At 74.5% G+C, this 25,852-nt stretch carries 21 protein-coding genes and 1 tRNA gene; 13 read left to right on the plus strand and 9 right to left on the minus strand.

The genetic code is table 11. The features are described 5' to 3' along the window. Positions 1-15 precede the first annotated feature (15 nt). On the plus strand, positions 16-1,113 hold the full coding sequence (locus H1D33_RS03345; protein WP_181569454.1) for a glycosyltransferase family 4 protein: 1,098 nt from the start codon (positions 16-18) through the stop codon (positions 1,111-1,113). Continuing rightward, the gene (locus tag H1D33_RS03350) at positions 1,110-2,243 is read left to right on the plus strand and encodes a hypothetical protein (protein WP_181569453.1); all 1,134 of its coding nucleotides are present in this window, start codon (positions 1,110-1,112) and stop codon (positions 2,241-2,243) included. Before H1D33_RS03345 ends, H1D33_RS03350 begins: the two co-directional genes overlap by 4 nt. Here the strand turns inward: H1D33_RS03350 and H1D33_RS03355 are convergent. After that, positions 2,206-3,459 (minus strand): MFS transporter, encoded by a 1,254-nt coding sequence (locus tag H1D33_RS03355; protein WP_181569452.1) that lies wholly within the window; start codon positions 3,457-3,459, stop codon positions 2,206-2,208. The two genes, H1D33_RS03350 and H1D33_RS03355, sit on opposite strands and share 38 nt — an antisense overlap. Positions 3,460-3,604: 145 nt before the next feature. On the opposite strand from H1D33_RS03355, the gene H1D33_RS03360 reads away from it, so the two are divergent. After that, positions 3,605-4,417, plus strand: a complete 813-nt coding sequence (locus H1D33_RS03360; RefSeq protein ID WP_181569451.1) for a glycosyltransferase family 8 protein — start codon at positions 3,605-3,607, stop codon at positions 4,415-4,417. 13 nt (positions 4,418-4,430) lie between these two features. Here the strand turns inward: H1D33_RS03360 and H1D33_RS03365 are convergent, their stop codons facing one another. The 3 genes from H1D33_RS03365 to H1D33_RS03375 are packed head-to-tail and all read right to left on the minus strand — an operon-like array spanning position 4,431 to position 9,137. Further along, complete coding sequence (locus H1D33_RS03365) at positions 4,431-5,420, minus strand: hydroxyacid dehydrogenase (protein ID WP_220138718.1); 990 nt, start codon at positions 5,418-5,420, stop codon at positions 4,431-4,433. 12 nt (positions 5,421-5,432) lie between these two features. Then, positions 5,433-6,428 carry a queuosine salvage family protein gene (locus tag H1D33_RS03370; protein WP_181569450.1) on the minus strand — a complete coding sequence of 332 codons (996 nt, stop codon included), beginning with the start codon at positions 6,426-6,428 and terminating at the stop codon, positions 5,433-5,435. A 9-nt stretch (positions 6,429-6,437) separates the two neighbouring features. Continuing rightward, a complete protein-coding gene (locus tag H1D33_RS03375; RefSeq protein ID WP_181569449.1) occupies positions 6,438-9,137 on the minus strand; it encodes a glycosyltransferase in 2,700 nt (899 codons plus the stop codon). Between the two features lie 157 nt (positions 9,138-9,294). Between H1D33_RS03375 and H1D33_RS03380 the strand changes: the two genes are divergently transcribed. The 6 genes from H1D33_RS03380 (at position 9,295) to H1D33_RS03405 (ending at position 15,507) form a co-directional block, all read left to right on the plus strand. After that, a complete protein-coding gene (locus tag H1D33_RS03380; RefSeq protein ID WP_091060178.1) occupies positions 9,295-9,660 on the plus strand; it encodes a YciI family protein in 366 nt (121 codons plus the stop codon). 114 nt (positions 9,661-9,774) lie between these two features. Then, the gene (locus tag H1D33_RS03385; protein ID WP_181569448.1) at positions 9,775-11,202 is read left to right on the plus strand and encodes an FAD-binding oxidoreductase; all 1,428 of its coding nucleotides are present in this window, start codon (positions 9,775-9,777) and stop codon (positions 11,200-11,202) included. Between the two features lie 171 nt (positions 11,203-11,373). Next, positions 11,374-12,822 (plus strand): pyruvate kinase, encoded by a 1,449-nt coding sequence (gene pyk / locus H1D33_RS03390; protein WP_181569447.1) that lies wholly within the window; start codon positions 11,374-11,376, stop codon positions 12,820-12,822. A 37-nt stretch (positions 12,823-12,859) separates the two neighbouring features. Next, positions 12,860-13,729, plus strand: a complete 870-nt coding sequence (locus tag H1D33_RS03395; protein ID WP_414685529.1) for an acyl-CoA thioesterase — start codon at positions 12,860-12,862, stop codon at positions 13,727-13,729. Positions 13,730-13,800: 71 nt separating this feature from the next. Beyond that, a complete protein-coding gene (locus H1D33_RS03400) occupies positions 13,801-14,271 on the plus strand; it encodes an RrF2 family transcriptional regulator (protein ID WP_181569445.1) in 471 nt (156 codons plus the stop codon). 114 nt (positions 14,272-14,385) lie between these two features. Next, the gene (locus tag H1D33_RS03405) at positions 14,386-15,507 is read left to right on the plus strand and encodes a sulfite exporter TauE/SafE family protein (RefSeq protein ID WP_181569444.1); all 1,122 of its coding nucleotides are present in this window, start codon (positions 14,386-14,388) and stop codon (positions 15,505-15,507) included. Positions 15,508-15,828: 321 nt separating this feature from the next. Here H1D33_RS03405 and H1D33_RS03410 read toward each other — a convergent pair whose 3' ends face one another. Further along, positions 15,829-17,091: an ISL3 family transposase gene (locus H1D33_RS03410; RefSeq protein WP_181572522.1), complete on the minus strand. Its 1,263-nt coding sequence runs from the start codon at positions 17,089-17,091 to the stop codon at positions 15,829-15,831. A gap of 379 nt (positions 17,092-17,470) precedes the next feature. On the opposite strand from H1D33_RS03410, the gene H1D33_RS03415 reads away from it, so the two are divergent. Then, positions 17,471-19,747 (plus strand): rhamnogalacturonan lyase family protein, encoded by a 2,277-nt coding sequence (locus H1D33_RS03415; RefSeq protein ID WP_181569443.1) that lies wholly within the window; start codon positions 17,471-17,473, stop codon positions 19,745-19,747. Positions 19,748-19,914: 167 nt separating this feature from the next. Here H1D33_RS03415 and H1D33_RS03420 read toward each other — a convergent pair whose 3' ends face one another. Both H1D33_RS03420 and H1D33_RS03425 read right to left on the minus strand, forming a co-directional pair. Next, positions 19,915-20,937 carry an LLM class flavin-dependent oxidoreductase gene (locus H1D33_RS03420; protein WP_307755342.1) on the minus strand — a complete coding sequence of 341 codons (1,023 nt, stop codon included), beginning with the start codon at positions 20,935-20,937 and terminating at the stop codon, positions 19,915-19,917. A gap of 34 nt (positions 20,938-20,971) precedes the next feature. Beyond that, positions 20,972-21,451, minus strand: coding sequence for an Lrp/AsnC family transcriptional regulator (locus H1D33_RS03425; protein WP_181569441.1), 480 nt, complete (start codon positions 21,449-21,451; stop codon positions 20,972-20,974). A 102-nt stretch (positions 21,452-21,553) separates the two neighbouring features. Between H1D33_RS03425 and H1D33_RS03430 the strand changes: the two genes are divergently transcribed. Continuing rightward, positions 21,554-22,711 carry a trans-sulfuration enzyme family protein gene (locus H1D33_RS03430; protein WP_181569440.1) on the plus strand — a complete coding sequence of 386 codons (1,158 nt, stop codon included), beginning with the start codon at positions 21,554-21,556 and terminating at the stop codon, positions 22,709-22,711. A gap of 74 nt (positions 22,712-22,785) precedes the next feature. Here H1D33_RS03430 and H1D33_RS03435 read toward each other — a convergent pair whose 3' ends face one another. After that, positions 22,786-23,535, minus strand: a complete 750-nt coding sequence (locus H1D33_RS03435) for a terminase gpP N-terminus-related DNA-binding protein (protein WP_181569439.1) — start codon at positions 23,533-23,535, stop codon at positions 22,786-22,788. Between the two features lie 32 nt (positions 23,536-23,567). Then, positions 23,568-23,645: transfer RNA gene (locus H1D33_RS03440), tRNA-Leu, on the minus strand. A gap of 94 nt (positions 23,646-23,739) precedes the next feature. On the opposite strand from H1D33_RS03440, the gene H1D33_RS03445 reads away from it, so the two are divergent. Further along, positions 23,740-24,363 (plus strand): ANTAR domain-containing response regulator, encoded by a 624-nt coding sequence (locus H1D33_RS03445; protein ID WP_091059864.1) that lies wholly within the window; start codon positions 23,740-23,742, stop codon positions 24,361-24,363. A 57-nt stretch (positions 24,364-24,420) separates the two neighbouring features. Next, positions 24,421-25,605 carry a hypothetical protein gene (locus H1D33_RS03450; protein WP_307755343.1) on the plus strand — a complete coding sequence of 395 codons (1,185 nt, stop codon included), beginning with the start codon at positions 24,421-24,423 and terminating at the stop codon, positions 25,603-25,605. Positions 25,606-25,852: the final 247 nt, after the last annotated feature.

Here is a 25,852-nt window from a genome sequence, read left to right on the forward strand (position 1 = left end):
TCGGGGAGGGACCGGGTGCACGCTCCGACCGGATCGATCGCGTTCGTCAGCATGGGCCACTACCCGTCCGGCTTCCGGGTGGGTGGCATCTCCAACGTGATGGCCGGGTGGGCGCAGGCGCTCACCCGGCACTACGAGGTGCACGTCGTCGCCGTCTACGACACGGTGCCCGACGACCTGGACCGCGCCTTCGCCACGCACGCCCACCGGCTCGCCGGGGTGCGCAAGCACGCGGTGGGCAGCCCGGCGGAGGCCGCCGAGGTGGTGGCCGGCATCGACCTCGTCTCGCTGCACCAGGAGGCCCACTGGCTGCCCCACCTGCCGCGGGCGGGCCTGATGATGCACAACCCGCCCTGCTTCGCGCCCGGCCGGGTGTGGCCGCCCGCCGACACGGCCGGCGCGCTGCGCGCCGCCATCGCCGGGGCGCCGTCCCGGCAGGCGTGCTCGCGGTGGCTGGCCGGGCTGATCGAGGCCGAGGTCGACCGCCCGGTGGACGTCGTCACCCCGTTCGTGGCCGCGGAGTTCGTCGAGCAGCCGCGCGTCGGGAAGGGACGGCACCTGGTGTGGGCGGGGCGCCTGGTGGCGAACAAGGGGCTCGCCGACGCGGCGACGGCCGCCGGCCGCCTCGGGGTGGAGCTGCTGGTCACCGACGTCACCCCCGGCGTGGTCGACCCGGACACCGCCGACTTCCGGGACCGGTTGCGCCGGCTGCCCGGGGTGCGGCTGGTCCCGCCGCCGTCGTCCCCCGCCGAGATGGCCGGCCTGTTCGCGGCGGCCTCCGCCGTGGTCCTGCCCTCGGTCGGCGAGCCGTTCGGCATGGTCTCCATCGAGGCGCAGGCCAGCGGCACGAGAACCGTGGTGTACGACGACGCGGGCCTGCCCGAGACGGTCGGGCCGGCCGCGGTCGCGGTGCGAGTGGGTGACCTCGACGCGCTGACCGGGGCGGTCCGCGACGCGCTTGACGCGCCGGACGTGCCGGACGCGGACCGGGCCCGGATCGCCGAGCGGTTCGGCCTCGACCGCTCGGTGCGGGCGCTGCTGCGCAGCCTCGGCGCTGATCCCGACCCGGTCGGCGCGAGCGGTCCGGCCCGGTCCTCGGGCGGCGCCCGGTGAGCGCCCCGGCCGGGACGCCGCTGCGGCTGGGGCTCTACGCGCTGCCGTTCGGGTACGGGCCGGCGAGCAAGGCCGTCGCCGTCGCCGAGGCGGTGCAGCGGCGGCTGGGTGACGCCGTGCGCTGGACGTTCGTGTCCAGCGGTCTGGGTCTGGAGCTGCTCCGACGCACCGGGTTGCCGGCCCGGGTGGTGGACACCGGCAGCGTCCACGAGGCCGAGCGGGCCGGGGTGGACGTCCGGCCGAGCCTCGACGCGATGATCGTGGTGATGCACCGGCCGCTGGCCGCCCGGCTGGCGCCGGAGCTGCCGGTGTTCTGCGTCGACAGCCTGGCCTACATGTGGCGGCCGGACTCGTTCACCGGCTTCCCCGGCATCCAGGCGGTACGCCGCTACTGGGTGCAGGACCTGTTCGACTCGGTGGAGGTGATGGGCCGCACCGGCGTACCCAACGTCCGGGCCGTCCCGCCGATCACCGACGTCGAGCCCCGGCCGGACGGTCCCGAGCCGGCGGCGGAGCCCGACGCGCCGATCGTGGCCAGCCTCGGTGGCCTGCTCAACCCCTACCCGGGCAGCCAGCACGTCTACCTGGCACACGTGCTGCGCCTGGTCGCCGAGGCGTCGGCGCGCCCGCCGGTGGTGCTCACCAGCGCGGGCGCCATCGACCGGTTCGCCGACCTGTTCGCCGGGTTCGACGCCCGCTCGCTCAGCCACGACGCGGCGCTCGCGCTGTTCCGGGCCGCGGCGGCGGTCTTCGCGCCCCCGGGGCTGACCACGATCCTGGAGCTGGCCCAGCTCGGCCGGCCGATGCTGCCGCTGCCCCCGGAGAACTACTCCCAGGTGCTCAACCTGCGCCGGCTGCTGCGCCACCACGGCGCGGACCTGGGTCCCGCCTGGCGGGTGCTGGACGACGCGTACGCGCCGGTCGGGTCGGACCTGCCCGAGGGCGACGGGGTCCGCGCGGTGCACGACCTCAACGAGCGGGTGCTGGCCGACCCGGCCTTCGGCGCGGCGCTCGCCGAGGCGTGGCGGCATCCCGGCCAGCGCGACACCCCGCTCCCCGCGGCGCTGAGCGCCCCGGTCAGCGGCGCCACGGTCATCGCGGACGATCTGGCGGAGTGCCTCGGGCGCTGACGGCGCCCACCGGCACCGGCCCGGCCGGCGGCGGGGGAGGGTCGGCGCGGTAACGGCGGCGCACCCGGGCCAGCGCGACCGCGGCGACGGCGGCCATCGGCAGGAACACCAGCGGCCCGAGCGGGCTCACCAGCGGCGCGACCACGGTGCTGCCGAGCGCCACCGCGCCGGTGTTGGTGGCCATCGTGACGGCGGCCCCGGTCGCCTGGTCCGCGTCACCCGCCTCACCCATCACCAGCGAGGTGAGCGCGGCGTGCGCCAGCGGCAGGGAGGCGCCGACCAGCGCCCCGCCGGCGATCCAGGCCGGGACGCCGAGCGTGCTCGCGGTGGCCCAGGTGACCAGGCCGGCGGCGAGCAGGCCGAGCCCGAGCTGGGCCAGCCGGCGGTCCGGCAGCCGGCGGCGGGCGGCCACCGCGGCGGCCACGGCGGCGGTGAGCGCCACCACCGAGACCGTCACCGAGAAGACCACGGCGGGCTGGTCCGCGGCCCGGATCAGGCGGGCCACGTAGAGCCGGGAGGTGTCGCTGGCCAGCGCGTACCCGGCGGCGGCCAGCACCGCGGTGGAGCCGAACAGCCGCCAGGACGGCCGGCGCGCCGGCGTCGGCCCGCCGGCCGGCGCGGGCGGTGGCGGCACGTGGCGGAGCGTCCGCGCGGCCGCCGCCATGATCACCGTGACGGCGAGGAAGGTGGCGGCGTTCGCCACCGCCGCCACCGGCACCGGATGACCGACGGTGGCGATCAGGAAGGCCGCCACCGGCGGTCCGGCGGTGCGGCCGAGCTGGAACTGGATGCTGTCCAGCAGCAGTTGGCGGGTGCGGCTCGCGGTGCCCGGCCAGGCGCTGACCAGGGCCAGCCACGACGGGCCGCCGAAGCCGACCGCGAACGGGGTGACCGAGCAGACGACCGCCACCAGCAGCGCCCGGCGGGTGGACAGCCCGCCACCGGTGTCCCAGGCGGCGGCGGCCACCGCCAGGCAGCTCACCGCCTCGACCGCGGACGACCAGACCAGGGTACGGACGTGCCCGAACCGGCGGGCCGCCCGCGCCCCGAGCAGCACGCCCGGGATCGTGCCCAGCAGGGCGGAGATCTGCCACACGGCGAGCACCGCCGCCGGCAGGCGGTTGTCGCCGAGCGCCCAGGCGATGTTCACCCACTGGGCCGAGGCCGCGGTGTTGGACAGCAGCGCGAAGCACCAGAAGACGGGGAAGGGCACCACCGGCCGAGCCTATCGGCCGGCGGGCCCGGTATCGGTGGGCGTCGCTGCCCGTTAGGGGTCGTGCGGGGTTGGCAGGACCGGCCCCGGTGCCCGAAGCTGGCATCGGCGCCACCACCGGGTGCGCCGTGACGACGATGGGGAGCCGGTGCACATCGGACTCGGCTTCGACGAGGCGTACGTGCCGCACGCGCGGGTCCTCATCGAGAGCATCCTGCGGGAGAGCGCCCTGGCGGCGCCCCGGTTCTGGCTGATCACCGACCGCGAGCCGGGTCGGGCCGTACGCGAGGCCGTCCGGCGGCAGGTCGGCGACCGCGGGGAGGCGCACTTCCTGCCGGTGGAGCAGGTCGCGCACCTGCCGCTGTCCACCCGGGACAGCGCCCGGCACATCTCCCAGGGCATGTACCTGCGCCTGTTCATGCCCTGGCTCGTGCCCGCCGAGATGGACCGGCTGCTCTACCTCGACTGCGACATGCTCTGCACCGGGCCGTTGACCGGGCTCGCCGAGGCCGAGCTGGGCGATGCGGTCATCGGCGCGGTCCGCGACGCGTACACCCGGCGGTTGGCCGACGGGGGCGCGCTGCCGGGGCTGCGCGAGGAGGCCGGGCTCGACCCGCAGGCGCCCTACTTCAACTCGGGCATGCTGCTGATCGACCTGGCGCGCTGGCGGGAGGCGGACGTCACCCGCGACGCGCTGGCGTACGTCGAGCGGCACGCGGACGCGGCCCGCTATCCCGACCAGGACGCGCTGAACCACGTCCTGTTCGGACGGTGGCGCCGGCTGCCGCACCGGTGGAACCACATGATGGGCTGGCGGCTGGAGCCGGTCTACGGCGGCGACCCGGCCCAGGCGTCCCTGGTGCACTGCGTCGGCCCGAAGAAGTTCTGGACCGACGAGTTCCCCGACTTCAGCGAGTTCGGCCGGCGCTACTGGAAGTACCGCGCGGAGGTGGGCGCCTGAGCCGTCCCTCGGCTCAGGCCAGGAACGGCAGCCGCTCCGCCAGCACCGGGTCGGCCGGCGGCCGGCCGTCGACGAACCGTTCCACCTCCTGGACCGCCTGGTCGCCGAGGCGGCGCAGCTCGGTGCCCTGCGCCCCGGCGACGTGCGGGGTGATCAGGACGTTCGGCAGCTCCCGCAGCGGATGGTCCAGCGGCAGCGGCTCGGGGTCGGTCACGTCCAGCACGGCCGAGAGCCGGCCGCCGCGCAGGTGGACGAGCAGCGCGTCCTGATCCAGCAGCCCGGCCCGGGCGGTGTTGATCAGGGTGCCGCCGTCGGGCATCAGCGCCAGCTCGGCCGCACCGACCAGCCCCGCGGTGTCCGGGGTGAGCGGGGCGTGCAGGCTGACGATCGACGCCTCCGCGAACAACCGGTCCAGGCTCACCGGCCGCACCCCGAGCCGCCGCGCGTCGTCCGCGTCGAGGTACGGATCGTGGCAGAGCAGCCGGAAGCCGAGGCCGGACAGCCGGGCCGCGACCAGCCGGCCGACCCGGGACGCGCCGAGCAGACCCACCGTCCGGTCCGCGTTGCCCGTCTCCGGGTAGCCGGTCAGCAGGGCGCGGCGGTCCAGGGTGTGCCGGTAGCGCGCGGCGGCGGCGAGGACGTTCTTGCCGGCCAGCAGCACCATCGCCACCGTGTAGTCGGCCACCGGCACCGCGTTGGCCCGCGCCGAGCTGGTCACCCGGATGCCGCGCGCCCACACCGCCGGGTCCAGCAGGTCCTTCACCGAACCGCCGGTGTGCACCACCGCGCGCAGGCGGGGCAGGTCGGCCAGCTCCGCCGCGCCGACCCGGGGACAGCCCCAACCGGTCACCAGCAGCTCGGTGCGGCGCAACGCCGTCGGCGACGCGTCCGCCCAGGAGGTCCACGTGTCGAGCGCGAGCAGCCGGTCCAGGCGGGCCCGGCCGGCGGGGGAGAAGAGCTGGTCGGGCAGGTCCGCGCGCATCAGCAGGGCGGCCGGGAGCATCCGGGGTCCTCCTCAGTAGGCGAAGCTGACGCTGCGCGGCCGGGGCGTGGCCTTGTAACGCGGCTGCTGCCCTCGCTTCCACAGCAGGCTGGCCAGCTCGACCGGGTGCAGCGGGTCGCCGTCCGCCGCCGCCCGCCGGGCCAGCCGCTCGCACACCTCCACCGCGCCGGCCCGCAGCTCCACCTCGGGCGCGGAGCCGTGCTCCAGCGGCCGGCCGGCCCGCAGCGCGTCGGCCAGCTCCGCGGAGACCTCCAGCAGCCCGTCCTCGATCAGCACGTGCGGGATGAGGTTGTCCGCGAACGCGGTGAGCCGGCCGAGGTCGGTGAACCGCCGCGTACCCCCGGGGTCGTGGCACAGCGACAGGCCGTACGTCGCCAACTGGGCGCGCTTGTGGAACGGCACCGCCAGGTCGCCGTGCCGGGAGACGTCCCGCCAGTGCGGCATCCCGGCCAGCACCGCCACCATCCGCGCCGGTGACCCGGCCGCCTCCTCCACCAGCGCCGGGTACTCCCCGCCGAACCGGTCCCGGGTGTACGCGCCCAGCTCGTTCCAGGCGGTGGCGAACATGGTCATCAGGGTGAACGCCGGACCCCGCGTCGGCTGGCCGAACAGCTCCGCGCAGGCGTGCGCGTCCAGGCCGGCCAGGTACGCCGGATCCGGCACGCCCTGCCGGAGCACCCTGTCGAGCAGGTGCTGACCGATGGTCCGGGCGCCGGACAGGCCGGGCAGCTTCACCAGGTGCGGGTGCAGTCCGGAGCCGAAGTTGATCGCGTCACGGACGATCACGAAGCCGACCCGGGTCCGTTCGTCCGGCAGCCGGGACAGCCCGGACTCCACCGGCGGCCGGCGGCGCAGCTCGTCCAGGTAGCCGGCGTCGACCGGGCGCGACGACGGCCGGACGTGCGTGGCCCGGGCCGCCACCGCGGCGGCGGCGACGCGCAGCGCGGCCGGGTGGTCCGGGTACGTCCGCGGCGCGTCCGCGGCCACGCCCGTGGTCTGGTCGGTCATCCACTCTCCTCAGAGCTTCGCGGGACCAAGGGACTCCAGCGCGGCGAGGTGCAGCTCCGCCACCCGGCTCCAGTCGTGTGCGTCGCGCAGCCGCCCGCTCGCCGCGCGCGCCTGGTCGAGGCGGACGTCGTCCAGCGAGTCCAGGCAGCGGGTCAGGTCCTCGCGGGTGCGGCCGTACGGGATGGCGGACCCGCCGAGCATCTCGGTGAGGAACGGCCACGGCGACACCAGCGCCGGCAGCCCCCGTCCGACCGCGTCGGCGACCGTGCCGGTGGCCAGCATGTCGCCGTCGTCGAACGGCAGCACCAGCACGTCGATCGCGGCGAGCCGACGGTTGTACTCGCGGCGCGGCACCAGCTCGTAGGGCACGACCCGGATCCGGGGGTCCGGCGGGCGGGGCAGCTCCGGGGTGCCGGAGAGCACGAGCAGTTCGATGTCGTCGCGGTCGCAGGCGGCCACCGCGTCGATCACGAGCGCGACGTCCTTCTCCGGCCGGGGCGCCCCGATCACGCCGAGCCGCAGCACCCCGGGTCGCAGGCCGAACTCCGCCTCGGTGCGGGCCCGGTCGTCGTCGCGGATGTCGGTCATCAGGTCGCCGAAGTGCCCGTGCGGGACCACCAGGTGCCTCGCGTGCTCGGGGTACGGCAACTCGGCGCGCGCCCGGTTCCGCCCGCGCGCGCTGTGGTGGATCACGCCGTCGGCGGCGGCCGCCCACGCCTGGTAGACGCCGCGCCACTCCGGCCGCCGGTCGTGCGGTGTGAGGTTGTGCTGGGTGAGCAGGAGCCGGGTGCCGCTGTCGCGCACCGCGTCGATCAGCGCGAGGTGCCCGGCCAGCTCCGCCGGGAGGAACCGCTCCGGCCAGTGCAGGTGGAACACGTCCACCTCGGCGAGGATCTCCCGGTGCCGGTCGAGCTGCGCGCGGGTGAGCGCCACCTCGTGCACCCGGTCCCGCAGCGGGGCGTAGAGCAGGGCGTCGTAGTGGTGGCCGTACGCCGAGCTGGCCACCCGCAGCTTCGGCGTGACCGACCAGCGGAAGTCCAGCCGGGTGGCCGGCGCCAACTCCACCTGGTGCACGACCGGCAGCTCACCGAAGTAGCTGCGGTAGTCCTTCACGCCGCGCACCTCGACGGTGGTGACCACGTCCGCCGGGCCGACCGCGAACTCGACCCGCAGCGGCCGGGCCGCCGCCTCCGTCACCTGCAGGGCGACCGCGTCCGGCGGCTCGTCGAACCGCAGCTCCTCGTGCACGTGCAGGGTCCGGCCGCGCACCTCGTAGCAGGCCCGGCGGGTCGCCCGCACCGGCGCCGGCTCGTCGGGGACCTGCCGCCGGCCGGTGTCCGGCCAGCGGTGGTGCACCACCTCCAGCCCGCCCGGCCGGTGGACCACCTCGTCGGGCAGGCCGGCGGGCGCGACGGTACGCCCGTCGTACACCGCCACCGGCACCCCGGTGGCGAGGGCGCTGTCCACCGGCACCTCGAACAGGCCGGGCCACTGCGGCGCGGGCAGGTAGTCCGAGACGGTGGAGCCGACCAGCGGCAGGACGAACGCGGTGTGCGCCGAGCGGTACGACCACACGCCGGCGTGCCGGTCGCGGTCGAACCAGAAGACCGCGTCGCGCGCCCGGCGCGGCGTCGGGCCCGGCACCGGCACGGCGTCCAGCGCGTTCGCGGCGTCCAGCAGCTTGCCGAAGCAGTCGAGGGTCATCTGCAACCGCCGGGCGGGCCCCCGGTACGCGTACGTCGACCGGTGGCGGTGCGACTGGATCAGCCCCTGGTCGAACCACTGCCGCAACGCGGCGAGCGCGTCCCCGGCCCGGGCCGCCCACTCGTGCGCGCCGGTGGGGGACAGCTCGGGGCGGCGGGCGACCAGCCCGGCCAGCTCGACCGTGAGGCAGCGGGCCAGCGCCCCGGCGGAGCGGCCCCAGCCGACGGCGGTCCCGCTGTCGGTGACCACCAGATCGACCAGGGCCAGCGCCTGGCGGGCCCCCGCCTCCCAGGCGGGACCGATCCGCTCGGCCAGCGGCTCCGCGACCAAATACAGGGCCGGGCCGTAGACGTCGAACCGGCCGGAGCCGTCGGTGGAGTCGTCCAGTTGCCGGCCCGGCGTCGCCTCGATCAGGGCGCGGGTGCGGGCGACCAGGCCGTCCAACGCCGCGTCGTCGACGGGCAGCCCGAGTGCCGCCCGGGCGTGCTCGCAGCGGGCCAGCACGGCGGCGTAGTTGCGCGGCGTGCGGGCGTCCAGCCAGGCGTCGTGCGGCCCGGTGTCCACGGCGGCCCGCAGGTGCGCCTGCCGATCCGGCGGCAGCCGGGACAGCAGCGCGTTGTCCGCCCACGGGCCGAACCGGCGCAGCGTCTCGGCCACCCGGTAGGAGGCGAACGTGTGCGTGCGCGGGCCGTCGACCGCGCCGAGCACGGTCGTCAACGCCTCGGTCACCGGCGTGCCGGCCAGGTGGGTGACCCCGCCGGCGTGCAGCAGCCCGAGGACGTGGGCGAGGTCGGCGTGCACGTCCGCCTGCACCGGGAACCCCGCGAAGACGCGCGGCACGCGGAAGGCAGGCGCGTACCGGCCGACGAACTCGGTGAGCGAGCGGACCACCACGTCGCGGACGGCCCGGCCCAGCGTCGACGGGGCCGGGTCGAGGCCGGCCTCCCCGGGCGGGCCGGTGAACCACGGTGAGGCGTCCGCGGCCGGTCCCCGGGCGATGTGCACGCGGAAAGATATCAATGCCCCGGACGCGCTGGCAACGACCGGACGAACGCCCCGGCCGGTCGGCGACCGGGCGGCGCGGCGGGCAGTTGCGGCGAGCGGCCCCGCGGCGGGGCGGCACCGTGCGAGGCTGGGCGGGACGCCGCTGCAGGAGGTGCGCATGGGCGCGACGCCCCGGCTCGACTTCGCGCTGGACACGTACGAGTGCATCGTGCTCTATCCCGGTCCCTCCGGGCGGGCGCTGCCGGAGGAGACCGTGCAGCGGCTCCAGTCCGAGCACCTGCGGCACATGCAGGCGTTGCAGCGGCGCGGCATCGTGCTGGTCGACGGCTCGGTCGACGGCCCGGCCCGCGAACCGGACCCGCCGATCGGGTTCGGGCTGGCCCGCACCGGCTCGGTGGACGACGTGCGCAGCGTGATGGAGGCGGACCCGGCGGTGCAGGCCGGGCTCTACCGGGTCGAGGTGCTGACCTTCCTCTGCCCGGCCGGTTCGCTGGAGTTCCCGCTGGTCAAGACCGAGAGCTGAGGCACTGTCGCGCGGGCGACGGCGCGCCGGTCCCCGGCGGTGCTACGGTCCGGCGCAGCAGCGACCCCGGCCCGTCCGGCGCCGCCGGCCCGGGGTCGGCCGAGGGAGTCCGCCATGACCTCCGCCCCGGACGTGCCGCACGCCGCCGACCTGCTCCGCGAGGCGCTCGGCGACCGCCTGCTCACCCCCGCCGACGCCGGCTTCCCGGACGCCGTACGCCTCTGGAACGGCGCCCCGGGCGCGACCCCGGCGCTGGTCGCGCGCGTGCGCGACGCCGACGAGGCGGCCCTGGCGGTCCGCGTCGCGCGGCGCTGCCACCTGCCGCTGTCGGCCCGTGCCGGCGGCCACGACTGGGCCGGCCGGGCGTTGCGCGACGGCGGTCTGGTCGTCGACCTCACCGCGCTGCGCGGCGTCGACCTCGACCCCGACTCCGGGGTGGTCACCGTGGGCGGCGGGGCGACGGCCGCCGACGTGCTGGCCGCCCTGCGGCCGTACGACCGGGTGGTCCCCACCGGCGTGGTGCGCGCGGTCGGGATGGCCGGGTTGACCATGGCCGGCGGCTACGGCCCGCTCTGCGGTCGCCTCGGGCTGGCGCTGGACAACCTGCTCGGCGCCGAGGTGGTGCTCGCCGACGGCCGGCGGGTGCGCGCCGACGCGCGCCACGAGCGCGAGCTGTTCTGGGCGCTGCGCGGCGGCGGCGGCAACTTCGGGCTGGTCACCGCGCTGCGCTACCGCACCCACCGGATCGCCACCGTGCTCGCCGGGATGCTGCTGTTCCCGCTGGCGCAGGCGACAGCGGTGCTGCGCGGCTACGGCGCGGTGGTACGCGACGCGCCGGACGAGCTGACCGTGATGGCCGGTTTCCTGCCCGGCCCGGCGGGGGAGCCGGTGGTCTTCCTCGCCCCGTTCCACAGCGGCGACGACCCGGCGGCCGGCCGGGCCGCGGTGGACCGGCTGCGCGCGCTCGGCACCCCGCTGGTCGACCAGGTCGCCCCGCTGCCGTACGAGGACGCGCTGCGCCTGTTCGACGGCGGGATGGCCGACGGCAACCACTACCTGCTGCGTACCCGGTGGCTGGCCGGGGTGGACGAGCCGGTGGTGGCCGCGCTGACCGCGGCGGCCGGGGCCGTCTCGTCGCCGTTCTCGGCGATCGCGCTGCACCACTTCCACGGCGCGGCCGCCCGGGTCGGGGTGGCCGGGACCGCGTTCGGGCTGCGCGCCGACCACCTGCTGGCGGAGATCATCGCGGTCTGGGCGCCGGGCGACGACCCGGCCCCGCACCGGGCCTGGGCCGAGCGCACCAGCGCGGCCCTGGCCCCGCACGCGCTGCCCGGCGGCTACCCGAACCTGCTCGCGCCGGAGGAGACCGACCGGGTCCGCCTCGCCTACGGCCCGAACTGGGACCGGCTGCGCCGGGCCAAGCGCCACTACGACCCGCACGCGACGTTCTCCGCCGTGCCGACGCTGCCGCCGGCCGGCCCACCGGGACCCCGTGACGGGGCGGCCGGGCCGGATCGGCGGGAGCACCCCGTCGACCGGTGACGGCGGGCGGTACGATTTCCGCCGCGCGGTCGCCGATGCCCGCCACACACGACGTTCCGGTGCGGTACGCCTACCGCCCGCCCGCGCGGGTTCTTCGCGCGTCGTTGGACAACTGTTCCGCAGTCCGCAAGGGGTCGGCCGGCAGGTCGATCCGGAGGAGAGACTAGCCTGATGGGCGTGACACGCCGCGCGAAGATCGTCTGCACTCTCGGCCCCGCCACCTCGTCCCCGGAGCGCATCCGGGGGCTCGTCGAGGCCGGCATGAACGTGGCGAGGCTCAACTTCAGCCACGGCAGTCACGACGACCACGAGTCGGTCTGCCGCATGGTGCGCGAGGCGGCGGAGGCGGCCGGGCAGCCGGTCGCGGTGCTCGCCGACCTCCAGGGCCCCAAGATCCGCCTCGGCCGCTTCGCCGACGGGCCGCACGAGTGGCGCACCGGCGACTCGGTGGTGATCACCAGCGACGAGATCGTCGGCACCAAGGAGCGGGTCTCCTGCACCTACCGCAAGCTGCCGCAGGAGGTGAAGCCGGGCGACCGGCTGCTGATCGACGACGGCCGGGTGGCGGTCGAGGTCAGCGACGTCACCGGCAACGACATCCGCTGCCTGGTCACCGAGGGCGGGCCGGTCTCCAACAACAAGGGCGTCTCGCTGCCGAACGTGGCGGTCAGCGTCCCGGCGATGTCCGACAAGGACGCCGAGGACCTGCGCTTCGCCCTCGGCCTCGGCGTCGACCTGGTCGCGCTCTCCTTCGTCCGCTCGCCGGACGACATCAAGCTGGTTCACGCGATCATGGACGAGGAGGGCGTGCGCCGCCCGGTGCTCGCCAAGGTCGAGAAGCCGGAGGCGGTCGACCACCTTGAGGCGATCGTGCTCGCCTTCGACGGCGTCATGGTCGCCCGCGGCGACCTCGGCGTGGAGCTGCCGCTCGACCAGGTCCCGCTGGTGCAGAAGCGCGCCGTGCAGCTCTGCCGGGAGAACGCCAAGCCGGTCATCGTGGCCACCCAGATGCTCGACTCCATGATCGAGAACTCCCGCCCGACCCGCGCCGAGGCCTCCGACGTGGCCAACGCGGTGCTCGACGGCGCGGACGCGGTGATGCTCTCCGGCGAGACCAGCGTCGGCAAGTACCCGGTGCTCACCGTCAGCACCATGGCCAAGATCGTCACCACCACCGAGGCCGGCTCGATCGCCGTGCCCCGGCTTCAGCACGACCCGCGTACGCACGGCGGCGCGCTCACCGTCGCCGCGTCGTCGATCGCCCGCGCCATCGGCGCCAAGGCCATGGTGGCGTTCTCGCAGACCGGCGACACCGTCAAGCGGCTCAGCCGGCTGCACTGCGACCTGCCGCTGCTGGCCTTCACCCCGGTGCCGGAGGTGCGCAACCAGCTCGCGCTCTGCTGGGGCGTGGAGACGTTCCTGATGCCGTTCGTGCAGCACACCGACGACATGTTCCGCCAGGTCGACCAGGCGCTGCTGGGCCTCAACCGGGCCAACCCGGGCGACTACGTGGTGATCGTGGCCGGCAGCCCGCCCGGCACCCCCGGCTCCACCAACACGCTGCGCGTGCACCAGCTCGGTTCGCTGGTCGACGCGGCGGCGGCCCGGGCGCTTCAGTGAGCGTGCGGACAGAGGTGGCGCGGTGAGTGACGCTCCGGTGGCGACCGGGCAGGCGGCGGTCGACCAGCTCCTGGAGGTGCTGGACCTGGCACAGACCGGCGAGATGGCCTTCCGCGGGATGAGCCCACCGGTCGGTCCGCAGCGGGTCTACGGCGGTCAGGTCGCCGGCCAGGCGCTGGTGGCCGCCGGCCGCACGGTCGACCCGGAGCGTGCCGTGCACTCGCTGCACGGCTACTTCGTGCGGCCCGGCGACCCGGCCGAGCCGATCGAATACCAGGTGGAGAACGTCCGCGACGGGCGCTCCTTCTCGGTGCGCCGCTCGGTGGCGTTGCAGCACGACGAGCCGATCTTCTTCATGTCGGCGTCGTTCCAGCGGCAGGAGGAGGGGCTGGACCACCACGCCCCGCTCCCGCCCGACGTGCCCGGTCCGGACGACGTGCCGACCATGGCCGACCGGCTCGCCCGCTACCCGGAGCGGCTCGGCATCTGGGGTCAGATCCCGCGCCCGATCGACGTCCGCTACGTCGGCGAGCCCGGCTGGGTGCGCCCCGGCGACCGCCCGGCCGAGCCGCACCAGCGGGTCTGGATGCGCATCGACGGCAAGCTGCCCGACGACCCGCTGCTGCACGCGTGCGCGCTGACGTACGCCTCCGACCTGACGCTGCTCGACTCGGTGCTGTCGGTGCACGGCGAGGTGTGGGGGCCGGGCGGCGTGGTCGGCGCGAGCCTCGACCACGCGCTGTGGTTCCACCGGTCCTTCCGGGCCGACGAGTGGTTCCTCTACGACTGCTGGAGCCCGTCCGCCTCGGGGGCGCGGGGCCTGGCCACCGGCCGGATGTTCACCACCGAGGGCCGGCACATCGCCAGCGCCGTGCAGGAGGGTCTGCTGCGCCGGGTCGGCGGCTGAGCCGACAACCGTGACCGTTCGGCCGAGGGGCGGGAAGCCGGGCGGCTGAGCAGGCGACTAACCTTGCCGGCATGCGCCTCTCCGCCCGGGTCGACTACGCCCTCCGCGCGGCCGCCGAGCTCGCCTCGGTCGCCGAGGGCACGACCTCCGGGCGGAGCCGGCCGGTGACCGCCGAGCAGATCGCCCGCTCGCAGGACATCCCGCCGAAGTTCCTCGAGAGCATCCTGCTCCAACTGCGCCGGGGCGGCATCGTGCACGCCCAGCGTGGCCCCGAGGGCGGCTACTGGCTGGCGCGACCGGCCGCGGAGATCTCCCTGGCCGAGGTGATCCGGGTGATCGACGGGCCGCTCGCGCACGTCCGGGGCCAACGCCCGGAGCAGCTCGGCTACCAGGGCGCCGCGCGTGCCCTGCAGGACGTGTGGATCGCGTTGCGGGCCAGCGAACGGGAGATCCTGGAGCTGGTCACCATCGCCGACGTGGCCGCCGGCACGCTGCCCGGCCGGGTCAACGAGCTGGCCGCCGACCCGCGCGCCTGGAGCTGACCGCCGGTCCGTCCGGCGGGTCTCACCAACCGGATGGGGGACTTGACCGGGGACGCCTCCGTGCCGCATTGTCGACCAAGTCGATAGGAGATACCGAAAAGTCTGGGGGCGCTCATGCGCAAGCTGCTGGTACTCGCCCTCGTCGGGCTCCTCGCGCAACTGGTCGACGGCGCGCTCGGCATGGCGTACGGACTCACCTCGTCGACCCTGCTGCTCGTCGCCGGGGTCGCGCCGGCCGCCGCCTCCGCCTCGGTGCACCTCGCCGAGATCGGCACCACGCTCGCCGCGGGCGTCTCGCACTGGCGCTTCGGCAACGTCGACTGGAAGGTGGTCGGCCGGATCGCGCTGCCGGGCGCGATCGGCGCGTTCGCCGGCGCCACCTTCCTCAGCTCCATCTCCACCGAGTCGGCCGCGCCCTGGATGGCCGCCATCCTGTTCACCCTCGGCGCGTACCTGCTGATCCGCTTCTCCCGGCCGTTGCGCGCGAACCGCGCCGCCGGCCGCCTGCGCAGCCGCTTCCTCGCCCCGCTCGGCCTGGTCGCCGGCTTCGTCGACGCGACCGGCGGTGGCGGCTGGGGCCCGGTCGCCACCCCGGCCCTGCTGGTGTCCGGCCGGATGGAGCCCCGCAAGGTCATCGGCTCGGTGGACACCTCCGAGTTCGTGGTGGCCGGCGCGGCCAGCGTGGGCTTCCTCATCGGCCTCGGCTCCGAGGGATTCCTGCTGCCCACCGTGGCCGCGCTTCTGATCGGCGGCCTGATCGCCGCGCCGATCGCGGCCTGGCTGGTCCGCATCGTGCCGGCCCAGGTGCTCGGCGCCGTCATCGGCGGCGTGATCGTGCTGACCAACGCCCGCACCCTGCTGCGCGCCGGCGAGCTGGGCGGCCCGGTGCCGGCCCTGGTCTACGCCGTGCTCGCCGCCGGCTGGCTGACCGCCGTGGTGCTCGCCGTGCGGGCCCTGCGCCGGGCCCACCGCGCCCGGGCCACGGTCGACGCCGCCCTCGCCGCCACCCGTTCCGACGCGGCCCCCACCGACGCGTCGTCCATCGACACCCCTCCCTCGGCCGCCCCGGCCGACGCTTCGCCCTCCGCCGCCCCGTCCGCCACTGCTCCGGTCGCCGCCGCTTCGGCCACCGCTGCTCCGGCCACCGCTCCGGTCGCCGCCGGGACTGCCGACGCGGAGCCTGCCGTCGCTGTTCCGGCGGATTCCCGCCGGCTCGCGGCCGCTGTCGAGGGCTGAGCCTGCGCCGCGGGCGGCCCTGCGACGGTCCGCCGGCCACTGCGCACGCCCCACCGCGCCGGTCGTCCCGCCAGGGTCGACGGCTGCGCGGTACGCGCCGCGTTCACCGTCACCGGTCATCGACGCCTCGTCGGCTGAGTCGTCCGTGTCCACGCGTTTCCCGCGGCCGGTTGCCCCGACGCGTCGATGAGGTGCGCGGTTCGTGCTGCGCGTTCCCTCCGTCGGTTGCGCCGAGGCGTCGTCGGCTGCCCGGAAAGGGGCACCTCTTTTCAGCGTCATACCTCTGGGTCATTTTTATGGGTCTTGTGATGGATGTGTGGGTCACCGGTTGGGGAGTTGGGGTTGGTGGCCGCCGAGGTTGAGCATGGCCAGGGCGATGAGGGCGTCGGGTGAGTGGAAGCCGAAGGCCATCCGGGTGATCAGGCGGATCTTGGCGTTGACGGACTCGATGCGGCCGTTGGACAGGCCGTGGGTGATGGAGGCGATGATCGCGTCGCGGTGACGCGTGACGCGGCGTTGTAGGTCGACGAAGATGTCGATGCGGCTGCGGCGGGCCCATTCGACCCAACGGTCGAGGGCTTCGACCGCGGCTGGTGGGCTGGTTTTGGCCAGGGTGAACACGTAGCGCAGGCCTTCTTTGAGGGCCCAGGCTCGGTGCAGGCGGGGGTGGGTCTTGGCGATCCAGGCGAGGGTGGCCCGCTGGGCGTCGGTGAGGTTGTTCGGGTTCTTCCATAGCGCCCAGCGGGTGTTCTTCACCAGCCGCGCTTCGCCGACGGCCACCCCGCGGCGGCCTGCTCCCCGACCGGTCGCGGCGTTCCATACCTGTCGGCGGACCCGGTCGACGGCGTCGCTGGCCCACGCCACGACGTGAAACGGGTCGGCGCAGCGCACCGCGTTCGGGCAACGACGCCGCACCACGGTCGTGATCCAGTCCGCGCCGTCGGCCGACACGTGAGTGATCGCGGCGGCCCGCTCGGGACCGAGCAGGTCGAAGAACGCGTGCAGCGTGGCCGCGCTCTTGCCCGCAGCGGCCCACACCAGTCGACCGGTGTCGTGGTCGACCACCACGCTCAGATACCGGTGGCCCTTCTTATAGCTGACCTCGTCGATACCAATGCGACGCAACCCGTCGAGGCGATCCACCGCGTCGCCGGTGTCAGCCCACACCCGCGCCACGATCGCCCCCACCGTGCGCCAACTGATCCGCATCAACCGCGACACCACCGACTTCGCCGCGTGCACCGCCAACCACGCCACCACCTGATCGAACGCCCGGGTATGCCCCGCCCCATGACGCGCCCACGGCACCGCCGCGACGATCACCCCATGCACCCGACACGACACCCGCGGCGCATCGGCCTCGATCACCGCCCGCACCGTCCCCAGATCCAACGCCCGCCACCGCCGCCGAACACCCGCGTCATACCCCGCACACCGACGACGACAATGCGGACACCGATGCCGAGCACCCCGCCGCACCCGCACCCGAGCCACCACCACCGACTCGACCGCATCGAACTCGACACCCTCGAGCACCGCCTGCTCGACCCCGAACAACCGAGCCCATACCCTTACCGAACGCACGCCGTTGCCCCGCCCACTAGTTCTGACCTTCGACAAGCCAGAACCTAGGCAGGACAACGGCGTGCCCCATCAACGACGCGCCCAACCACCCACAAACACGTCACAAGACCCATTTTTATGCCTCTGCGGTATATCGCTCTTCACGGATTTCTTCTCCAGCGTGGTCACGGTCGGTGACGCCGGCGAGCGGACGGCCCCGGCGGTCGGCATGGCGCCGCCGTGGCGAGCGAGCCCGGCGGCGCTTGTGGGGCGACCGGTGGTGACCTACGCTGGCGGGGCGCGGAGCCAGTTACGAATGTCGATGTGAAGCGCGTGCCTCTTCCGCCGGTCCGGGCAGACCGGCGTCGTCGCGCGCCTGACCTTCGCGAAAGGCAACCCCGTGCATCCCACCACCTCCCGCCGTCGGGCGGCGCTGCTCGCCGCGGCCTCGGCGGCCACCCTGGCGGCCGGTGCGCTCACCGCCGTGACCGCCCAGGCGGCGGCCGTCGCCTGCCGGGTCGACTACCGGATCACCAACCAGTGGGGCGGCGGCTTCGGCGCCGACGTCACCGTGACCAACCTCGGCGACCCGGTGAACGGGTGGACGCTCGGCTGGAGCTTCACCGCCGGCCAGCAGGTGTCCCAGGCCTGGAACGCCACGGTCACCCAGTCCGGCGCCCAGGTCACCGCCCGCGACGCCGGCTACAACGCGGCTCTCGGCACCGGCGGCACCGCCAACTTCGGCTTCAACGGCTCGTGGAACGACTCCGCCAACCCGGTGCCCACCGCGTTCACGCTCAACGGCACCACCTGCACCGGTGCGACGCCGACGTCGACGCCGTCGACCTCCGGCCCCACCACGCCCCCGCCGACCTCCGGCCCCACCACACCGCCGCCGACCACGCCCCCGCCGACCACGCCGCCGGCCGGCGCCAAGCAGATGGAGAAGCTCGACCGGGGGCTGGTCAGCGTCCGCTCCGGCAGCGGGAACCTGGTCTCCTGGCGACTGCTCGGCACCGAGACCTCCGGTGTCTCGTTCAACCTCTACCGGGGCTCCACCAAGGTCAACGCGAGCCCGATCACCGGCGCCACCACGTACCTCGACGGCGGCGCGGCCGCCGGGTCCGCGTACACCGTGCGGGCCGTGGTGAACGGCGCCGAACAGGCGGCGTCCGCCCCGGCGTTGCAGTTCGCCAACGGCTACCTGGACGTGCCGATCCAGGCCCCGCCGGGCGGCACCACGCCGAGCGGCGAGGCCTACAGCTACGCCGCCAACGACGCGAGCGTCGGCGACCTCGACGGCGACGGCCGCTACGAGTTCGTGCTCAAGTGGGACCCGTCCAACAGCAAGGACAACTCCCAGTCCGGCTACACCGGCAACGTCTACGTCGACGCCTACACCCTCACCGGGGCCCGGCTGTGGCGGATCGACCTGGGCCGCAACATCCGCGCCGGGGCCCACTACACCCAGTTCCAGGTGTACGACTACGACGGCGACGGCGACGCCGAGGTGGCCATGAAGACCGCCGACGGCACCCGCTCCGGCACCGGCCAGGTGATCGGCTCCTCGTCCGCCGACCACCGCAACTCCAGCGGCTACGTGCTCGCCGGCCCCGAGTACCTGACCATGTTCGACGGTCGCACCGGCGCGGCCCTGTCCACCGTCGACTACGACCCGCCACGCGGCACCGTCTCGTCCTGGGGCGACTCGTACGGCAACCGGGTCGACCGGTTCCTCGCCGGCACCGCCTACCTGGACGGGCAGCGGCCCTCGCTGATCATGGCGCGCGGCTACTACACCCGGGCCGTGATCGCCGCCTGGGACTTCCGCGACGGCACGCTGCGCAAGCGGTGGACGTTCGACTCCAACGCCTCCGGCAACGGCGCCGCCGCCGGCCAGGGCAACCACCAGCTCTCCGTCGCCGACGTGGACAACGACGGTCGCCAGGAGATCGTCTACGGGGCCGCCACCATCGACGACAACGGCCGGCTGCTCTACTCCACCGGCAACGGGCACGGCGACGCGCTGCACGTCGGTGACCTCGACCCGGCCCGCGCCGGCCTGGAGGTCTTCAAGGTCGACGAGGACTCCAGCAAGCCCAGCTCCTGGATGTCCGACGCGCGCACCGGGCAGATCCTCTGGCAGACCGCCCCGAACGGCGACAACGGCCGCGGCGTCTCCGACGACGTCTGGGCCGGCAGCCCCGGCGCGGAGTCCTGGTCGTCGGCGGTCGACGGCCTGCTCAACACGCGCGGGCAGAACGTCGGCCGCAAGCCGTCCTCGGCGAACTTCCTGATCTGGTGGGACGGCGACCCGGTCCGTGAGCTGCTCGACGGCACGAAGATCGACAAGTACGGCACCGGCGGCGAGACCCGGCTGCTCACCGGCAGCAACGTCGCGTCCAACAACAGCACCAAGAGCACCCCGGCGCTCTCCGGCGACATCCTCGGCGACTGGCGCGAGGAGGTGGTCTGGCGTACCGCCGACAGCAGCGCGCTACGGATCTACAGCACGCCCGTCACCACGAGCCTGCGCCTGCCGACGCTGATGCACGACCCGCAGTATCGGGTCGCGGTCGCCTGGCAGAACACCGCCTACAACCAGCCGCCGCACCCCGGATTCCACCTGGGCGACGGCATGGCCGCACCGGCCGCGCCGAACATCTACCTGCGCTAGAGACGCAGGCACCGGGTCGCCGGCCGCGGAATCCGCTCCGCCGGCGACCCGGTGCACCACACCGCAGCATTCCCGACCCGTCCCGACCGGGAATGCCGTACCACCACCGGGGACAAAGTTATGCGTCCCACGCGACGCTGCGGTGACGTGGCTATGAAGAGCGTGTTTCAGCCTTCCCGGCGCAGGCCCCCGGCCACCTTCCCGGCGATCAGCTCGAACGAGCGAACCCGGTCGGCCACGTCGTAGACCATCGTGGTCAGCATCAGCTCGTCCGCGCCGGTGCGCTCCACCAGCGCGCCGAGCTGCCGGGCCACCGTCTCCGGCGAACCCGTCGCCTGGCCGTCGCGGCGCTGGGCCACGAACTCCCGCTCCAGCTCCGAGTACGGGTAGGCCGCCGCCTCCTCCGGCGTCACCAGCGGCTCCGGCCGCCCCGACCGCAGCTTCAGGAACGACAACCCGGCCGGCCCGGCCAACCACTGCGCCCGTTCGTCGGTCTCCGCGCACACCGCGTTGACCGCCACCATCGCGTACGGCCGGTCCAGCCACTGCGACGGCCGGAAGTGCTGCCGGTAGAGCTGCAACGCCGGCACCGTGTTCTGCGCGCTGAAGTGGTGCGCGAACGAGAACGGCAATCCGAGCAGGCCGGCGAGCTGGGCGCTGAACCCGCTCGACCCGAGCAGCCACACCTGCGGCGACTGCCCCCGCCCCGGCGTCGCGGTGATCGGGCCCGGCTCGGCGCCGCTGAAGTAGTTCATCAGGTCGGCCAGCTCGCGCGGGAAGTGCTCGGCGGAGAGCCCCTCCATGGTCCGGCGCAACGCCAGCGCGGTCACCTGGTCGGTGCCGGGCGCCCGCCCGATGCCCAGGTCGATCCGGCCCGGGTGCAGCGCTTCGAGGGTGCCGAACTGCTCCGCCACCACCAGCGGCGCGTGGTTGGGCAGCATCACCCCGCCCGAGCCCAGCCGGATCGTGCTGGTGTTGGCCGCGAGGTGCGCGAGCAGCACCGCCGGCGCCGAACTGGCGATCGCCGGCATGTTGTGGTGCTCGGCCACCCAGAACCGGCGGAAACCCAGCTCCTCGGTGCGCCGGGCCAGCTCGGTGGTGTGCCGCAGCGCCTCGCCGGCACCGCCGGTCGCGGCCACCGGGGCAAGGTCAAGGACAGACATCGGTACGTCGATCACGCCAGGGTGCAACCGGCCACGTGCCGGAATTGTTCCGTGGCGTGGGTCAGCCCATACCCCGGGCCTGCTCGAAGATCAGGCTGGTCTGGGTGTGCTGGACCGCCGGATCCACCGCCAGGTGGTCGAGCACGAAGTCCCGCAGCGCGTCCCCGGACGCCGCCCGCACGTGCAGCACGTAGTCCTCCGCGCCGGCCACGTGGAACACCGACACCACCCCCGGCAGCCGCACCGACCGGGCCCGGAAGGCGTCCACCGCGGCCCGCTCGTGCGCGGTCAACCGCACCGACACCAGCGCCTGCAACGGCAGCCCCACCGCCGCCGGGTCGACGTCGGCGTGGAACCCGCGGATCGCCCCGCACTCGCGCAGCGCCCGGGTACGCGTCAGACACGTCGACGGGGCCACGCCGACCCGCTCCGCGAGCGCGTTGTTGGGCACCCGCCCGTCGGCGGTCAGCTCGGTGAGGATCGCGCGGTCGACGTCGTCCAGGCCGGAGAACGGCCGCACATCATTCGGGGCGAGAGGCATCCCACCATCCTTCACCGAAGATGCATCGCACGGAAGCGAGATCATCAGAATCTTCTTCGACAGTATTGCCCCAGGGTGCCGTCATGTTCGACGCTTCCGGGTATGACCGCCGTGGACACCGCAGCCGTGCACGCCGGGCGTGACGACCTCGCCGGCCTCGGCGTCCACGTCCCGCCCATCGACCTCTCCACCACCAACCCGCTGCCCTCGGTGGCCGACGGCGGCGACGCCTACGAGACCCTCGCCACCGGTAACCCGCTCCCGGCCGGCGGCAGCGCCGTCTACCAGCGGCTCTGGAACCCCACCGTGGCCCGCTTCGAGACCGCCCTCGCCCAGCTCGAAGGCACCGCCGAGTCGGTCGCGTTCGCCAGCGGCATGGCCGCGTTCACCGCCACCCTGCTCGCCGCCACCCGCGAGGGCAAGCGCCACGTCGTCGCCGTCCGCCCGCTCTACGGCGGCACCGACCACGTCCTCGCCACCGGCCTGCTCGGCACCGAGGTCACCTGGGCCCGCGCCGACGACGTCGCCGCCGCGATCCGCCCCGACACCGCCCTGGTCGTCGTCGAGACCCCGGCCAACCCCACCCTCGACCTGGTCGACATCGCCGCGCTCGCCACCGCCGCCGGTGACGTCCCGCTGCTCGTCGACAACACCGTCGCCACCCCGGTGCTCCAGCAGCCCGCCCGGCACGGCGCCGCGCTCGTCCTGCACAGCGCCACCAAGAGCATCGGCGGCCACGGCGACGTCCTCGCCGGCGTCGTCGCCTGCGCGCCCGACTGGGCCGCCCGGCTGCGCCAGGTCCGCGCCGTCACCGGCGCCGTCCTGCACCCGCTCGGCGCCTACCTGCTGCACCGCGGCCTGCAGACCCTGCCGCTGCGGGTCCGCGCCCAACAGGCCGGCGCGGAGAAGCTCGCCGCCTGGCTCGCCGGCCACCCGGCCGTCGAACGGGTCCACCACCCGTCCCGGCACGACCCTGCCGGCCTGGTCGGCCGCCAGATGTCCGGCGGCGGCAGCCTGCTCGCCTTCGAGGTACGCGGCGGCGCGCCCGCCGCGGCCACGGTCGCCGGCGCCTGCGAGCTGATCACCCACGCGGTCTCGCTCGGCGGCGTCGACACGCTGATCCAGCACCCGGCCTCGCTGACCCACCGGCCGGTGGAGGGCGACGCCAAGCCGTGCGGCGGGCTGCTGCGGGTGTCCGTCGGCCTGGAGGACCCGGAGGACCTGCGCGCCGACCTGGCCCGGGCGCTCGCGGCGGTCTGACGCGCGCGCCGGTCAGGCGTCGGCGTCCGTCGGACCGGTCGCCGCCGGCGTCATGCCCACAGCACGCCGTCCGGTCAGGACTTCGGGCCGACGTGCCGGTCCAGCGCGGCGACCGCCTCCCGGCGGGCGACCGACAGCGAGTTGCGGCGGTTCATCCGCCAGGCGATGCCGAGCAGGTCGAGCGCCCACTGGCAGAGGCCCATGATGTCGGTGGACTCGTTGACGAACATGTAGCGCGGGTAGACGTAGCGCTTGCCGCGAACCGTGACCTGGTTGGCGAAACGGCAGCCGTCGGAGTGGAACAGGCCACGCAGGAAGTCGCCCGGGTGTGCCTCGACGATGGTGCGCTGCCAGTCGGCCAGGACGATCCGGCGTTCGTGCTTCCTGCCAGGGCCGTGCTGCGGTAACAGGCACGGCCAGTGCTTGCCGTAGCTCTGCACACTGACACAGCCCAACTTCTGGACGCGCTGCACCTTCTCGGCAAGCACCGTTCGCATGGCGTCGTCGCACGCCTCGATCAGGCCCGGCCAGGCGTCGGCGCAGGCGATCCGGAGCACCGGCACCCGGGCGCTGGTGACGAGATGCCCGTCGCCGAGATAGAGGCCGAGGAGGTAGGCGTAGGCCGAGGGATCTGTCGGACCGCGGGCATCCTCGCGGCAGCGGAAACACCGCAGCGCGGTGCCCTGCTGCTTCGGCTCCGGTCGATCCTTGCACCAGTGGCGGACCGTCGGATAGGCGAGCCCCACGGTCCGCGCCACCTCGGCGACGGTCGCGCCGCCGAGGTAGAGACGTCGCGCCCGAGCGCGTATTTCGGGAGGATGCACAGGCCTATGGTCGAACGCCTGTATGACATTTCTGGTGCCCTCGGTGGGATTCGAACCCACACTGTATGGAGTTTGAATCCATTGCCTGCTGCCAGTTGGGCTACGAGGGCGTTCCGTGATTCGGCCTCGACAGCCTACCCGCTAGGCTGAGGGCGGCGACACCCGGCACGGCGGGTGCCGGGTTCGAACTGGTGGGAGTGGCTCGTGGGCGAGATGCAGACGGATGCCGAGCGCAAGCGCGTTCTGATCGCCGAGGACGAGGCGCTGATCCGGCTGGACCTGGCCGAGATGCTGGTCGAGGAGGGCTACGAGGTGGTCGGCGAGGCCGGCGACGGCGAGACCGCCGTCAAGCTCGCCGAGGAGCTCAAGCCGGATCTGGTCATCCTCGACATCAAGATGCCGATCATGGACGGGCTGGCCGCCGCCGAGCGGATCGCCGGCGCGCGCATCGCCCCCGTGATCATCCTGACCGCGTTCAGCCAGCGTGACCTGGTGGAGCGGGCCCGGGCGGCCGGCGCGATGGCCTACCTGGTGAAGCCGTTCCAGAAGAGCGACCTGGTGCCGGCGGTGGAGATCGCGCTGTCCCGCTACTCGGAGATCTCCGCGCTGGAGGCCGAGGTCGCCGGCCTGACCGACCGGCTGGAGATCCGCAAGACCGTGGAGCGGGCCAAGGGCGCGCTGATGACCACCTATGGGATGACCGAGCCGCAGGCCTTCAAGTGGATCCAGCGCACCGCGATGGACCACCGGATGACCATGAAGGAGGTCGCCGAGCGGATCCTCGCCGAGACCGCCGGCGGCGAGGTGGCGCAGCAGCCCGCCTCCTGACCCGCCGGGCGCGGTTCGCCGCTCGCGCGGAGGCGGCCGATCGATAGGATCGGATCCATGCCTCTTCCGCGCCTGAGGTCGGTGGTCGTCGTGGTGGCCGGTGTCGCGGTGCTGCTCGCCGCGTGCCGGTCGGCGCCGGAGGAGCCGGCCGCGCCGGCGCCGGTGCGCCCGGCCTGGCGGGCGGTCGAGCTGCCCGTGCCGGCGGGGCCCGCGGGTCGCCTCCTGCTGCGCGACGCGGCGCGCTGCGCCGACCGGTGGTACGCCGTCGGCGGCCTGGTCGACCCGGCGGGGGAGACCCGTCCGGCGGCCTGGACCAGCTCGGACGGCACGACCTGGTCGGCGTTGCCGGTGCGCGCGCAGACGTTCTACGGCCGGCAGCACGTGCTCTACGCGGTGGCGTGCCGCGACGGCGGGATGGCGGCGCTCGGGGCGAAGAACGGCGGCGTGCACGGCAATCCGCGTACCGGCTCGTGGGTGTGGCGTCCGGGCGGGCCGTTGCGGGAGGTGCCGGCGGCGTTCGAGCTGTTCGGCGGGCCGCGCGCGGTGAGCGCGTCGCGGTTGGCGGCGGGGCCGGGCGGCTGGTTGATCGCCGGGGCGCGCACGGACGGCGCGGCGGTGTGGACGTCGCCGGACGCCGGCGGGTTCGAGGTGCGCGAGGGGGTCGCGGAGCTGGCCGGGGACGGTCGGGGCCGGACCGCGGCGTACGACGCGGCACCGCTGGGGTCGGGTTGGCTGGTGGTGGGGTCGTTGCTGCCGGCGGGCGGCACGGCGTTGACGCCGTTGGCCTGGTCGTCGGCGGACGGCCGGTCGTGGCGGCGGGCGGCGCTGCCGGCGGACGGTGGCGGGGCGGCGGAGCGGGTGGTACTGCGTGACGGCGCGCCGACGGCGGTCGGTCCGGTCCGGGACGGCTTCGCGGTGTGGCAGGCGCCGGCCGACCGGCCGGACGGGTGGCGGCGGGTCGGCGGGTTCGGCGCGGACGGGCCGGGGGTGTCGTCGGTGACGGGCCTGGTCGGGGTCGGCGGGCGGCTGGTCGCGGTGACCGGGGACGGCGCGGATCGCCGATTGTGGATATCGGGTGACGGCGGCGTGTCGTGGCGTCCGGTGATCGTGCCGACGCCGGTGCCGGCGAGTGGTGACGCGGCCTTGGCGGTGGCTGCCGGCGATGCCGGGTTGGTGGTGGTCGCGGATGACGGCAAGACCTCCCGTGCCTGGTGGGCGGCGTTGCCGGCCGTCGATGAGTAGCGGGTGCCGGCGCGTTGACCCGTTACCGATGAAACCTCGGTGAAAGCCTTTCGCCGCCTTCGGTTCTTACGGGAAGCGTCGGTAATCCGCCACGGCGTGTAACGGTTCGGTCAACCCCGCTTTCCGGGTCTTACGTCACCGCTGGCCGGTGGGATAACGTCCCGGCCCAGACCGGCGACGACGGTCTGGTTCGTCCGCCCCCCGCAAGGGCCAATCAGCAGCGGGTGGTTCGGACCATGGACGGAGG

The organism is Micromonospora ferruginea (assembly GCF_013694245.2).
GTDB classification, from domain to species: domain Bacteria; phylum Actinomycetota; class Actinomycetes; order Mycobacteriales; family Micromonosporaceae; genus Micromonospora; species Micromonospora robiginosa.

What these genes read in the sequence shown, in the direction of transcription:
- H1D33_RS03365 (WP_220138718.1), bottom strand. Translation starts at nt 5,420, where the DNA reads ATGCTCCCGGCCGCCCTGCTGATGCGCGCGGACCTGCCCGACCAGCTC.
- H1D33_RS03370 (WP_181569450.1), bottom strand. Translation starts at nt 6,428, where the DNA reads ATGACCGACCAGACCACGGGCGTGGCCGCGGACGCGCCGCGGACGTAC.
- H1D33_RS03380 (WP_091060178.1), top strand. Translation starts at nt 9,295, where the DNA reads ATGGGCGCGACGCCCCGGCTCGACTTCGCGCTGGACACGTACGAGTGC.
- H1D33_RS03385 (WP_181569448.1), top strand. Translation starts at nt 9,775, where the DNA reads ATGACCTCCGCCCCGGACGTGCCGCACGCCGCCGACCTGCTCCGCGAG.
- pyk (WP_181569447.1), top strand. Translation starts at nt 11,374, where the DNA reads ATGGGCGTGACACGCCGCGCGAAGATCGTCTGCACTCTCGGCCCCGCC.
- H1D33_RS03400 (WP_181569445.1), top strand. Translation starts at nt 13,801, where the DNA reads ATGCGCCTCTCCGCCCGGGTCGACTACGCCCTCCGCGCGGCCGCCGAG.
- H1D33_RS03405 (WP_181569444.1), top strand. Translation starts at nt 14,386, where the DNA reads ATGCGCAAGCTGCTGGTACTCGCCCTCGTCGGGCTCCTCGCGCAACTG.
- H1D33_RS03425 (WP_181569441.1), bottom strand. Translation starts at nt 21,451, where the DNA reads ATGCCTCTCGCCCCGAATGATGTGCGGCCGTTCTCCGGCCTGGACGAC.
- H1D33_RS03430 (WP_181569440.1), top strand. Translation starts at nt 21,554, where the DNA reads ATGACCGCCGTGGACACCGCAGCCGTGCACGCCGGGCGTGACGACCTC.
- H1D33_RS03450 (WP_307755343.1), top strand. Translation starts at nt 24,421, where the DNA reads ATGCCTCTTCCGCGCCTGAGGTCGGTGGTCGTCGTGGTGGCCGGTGTC.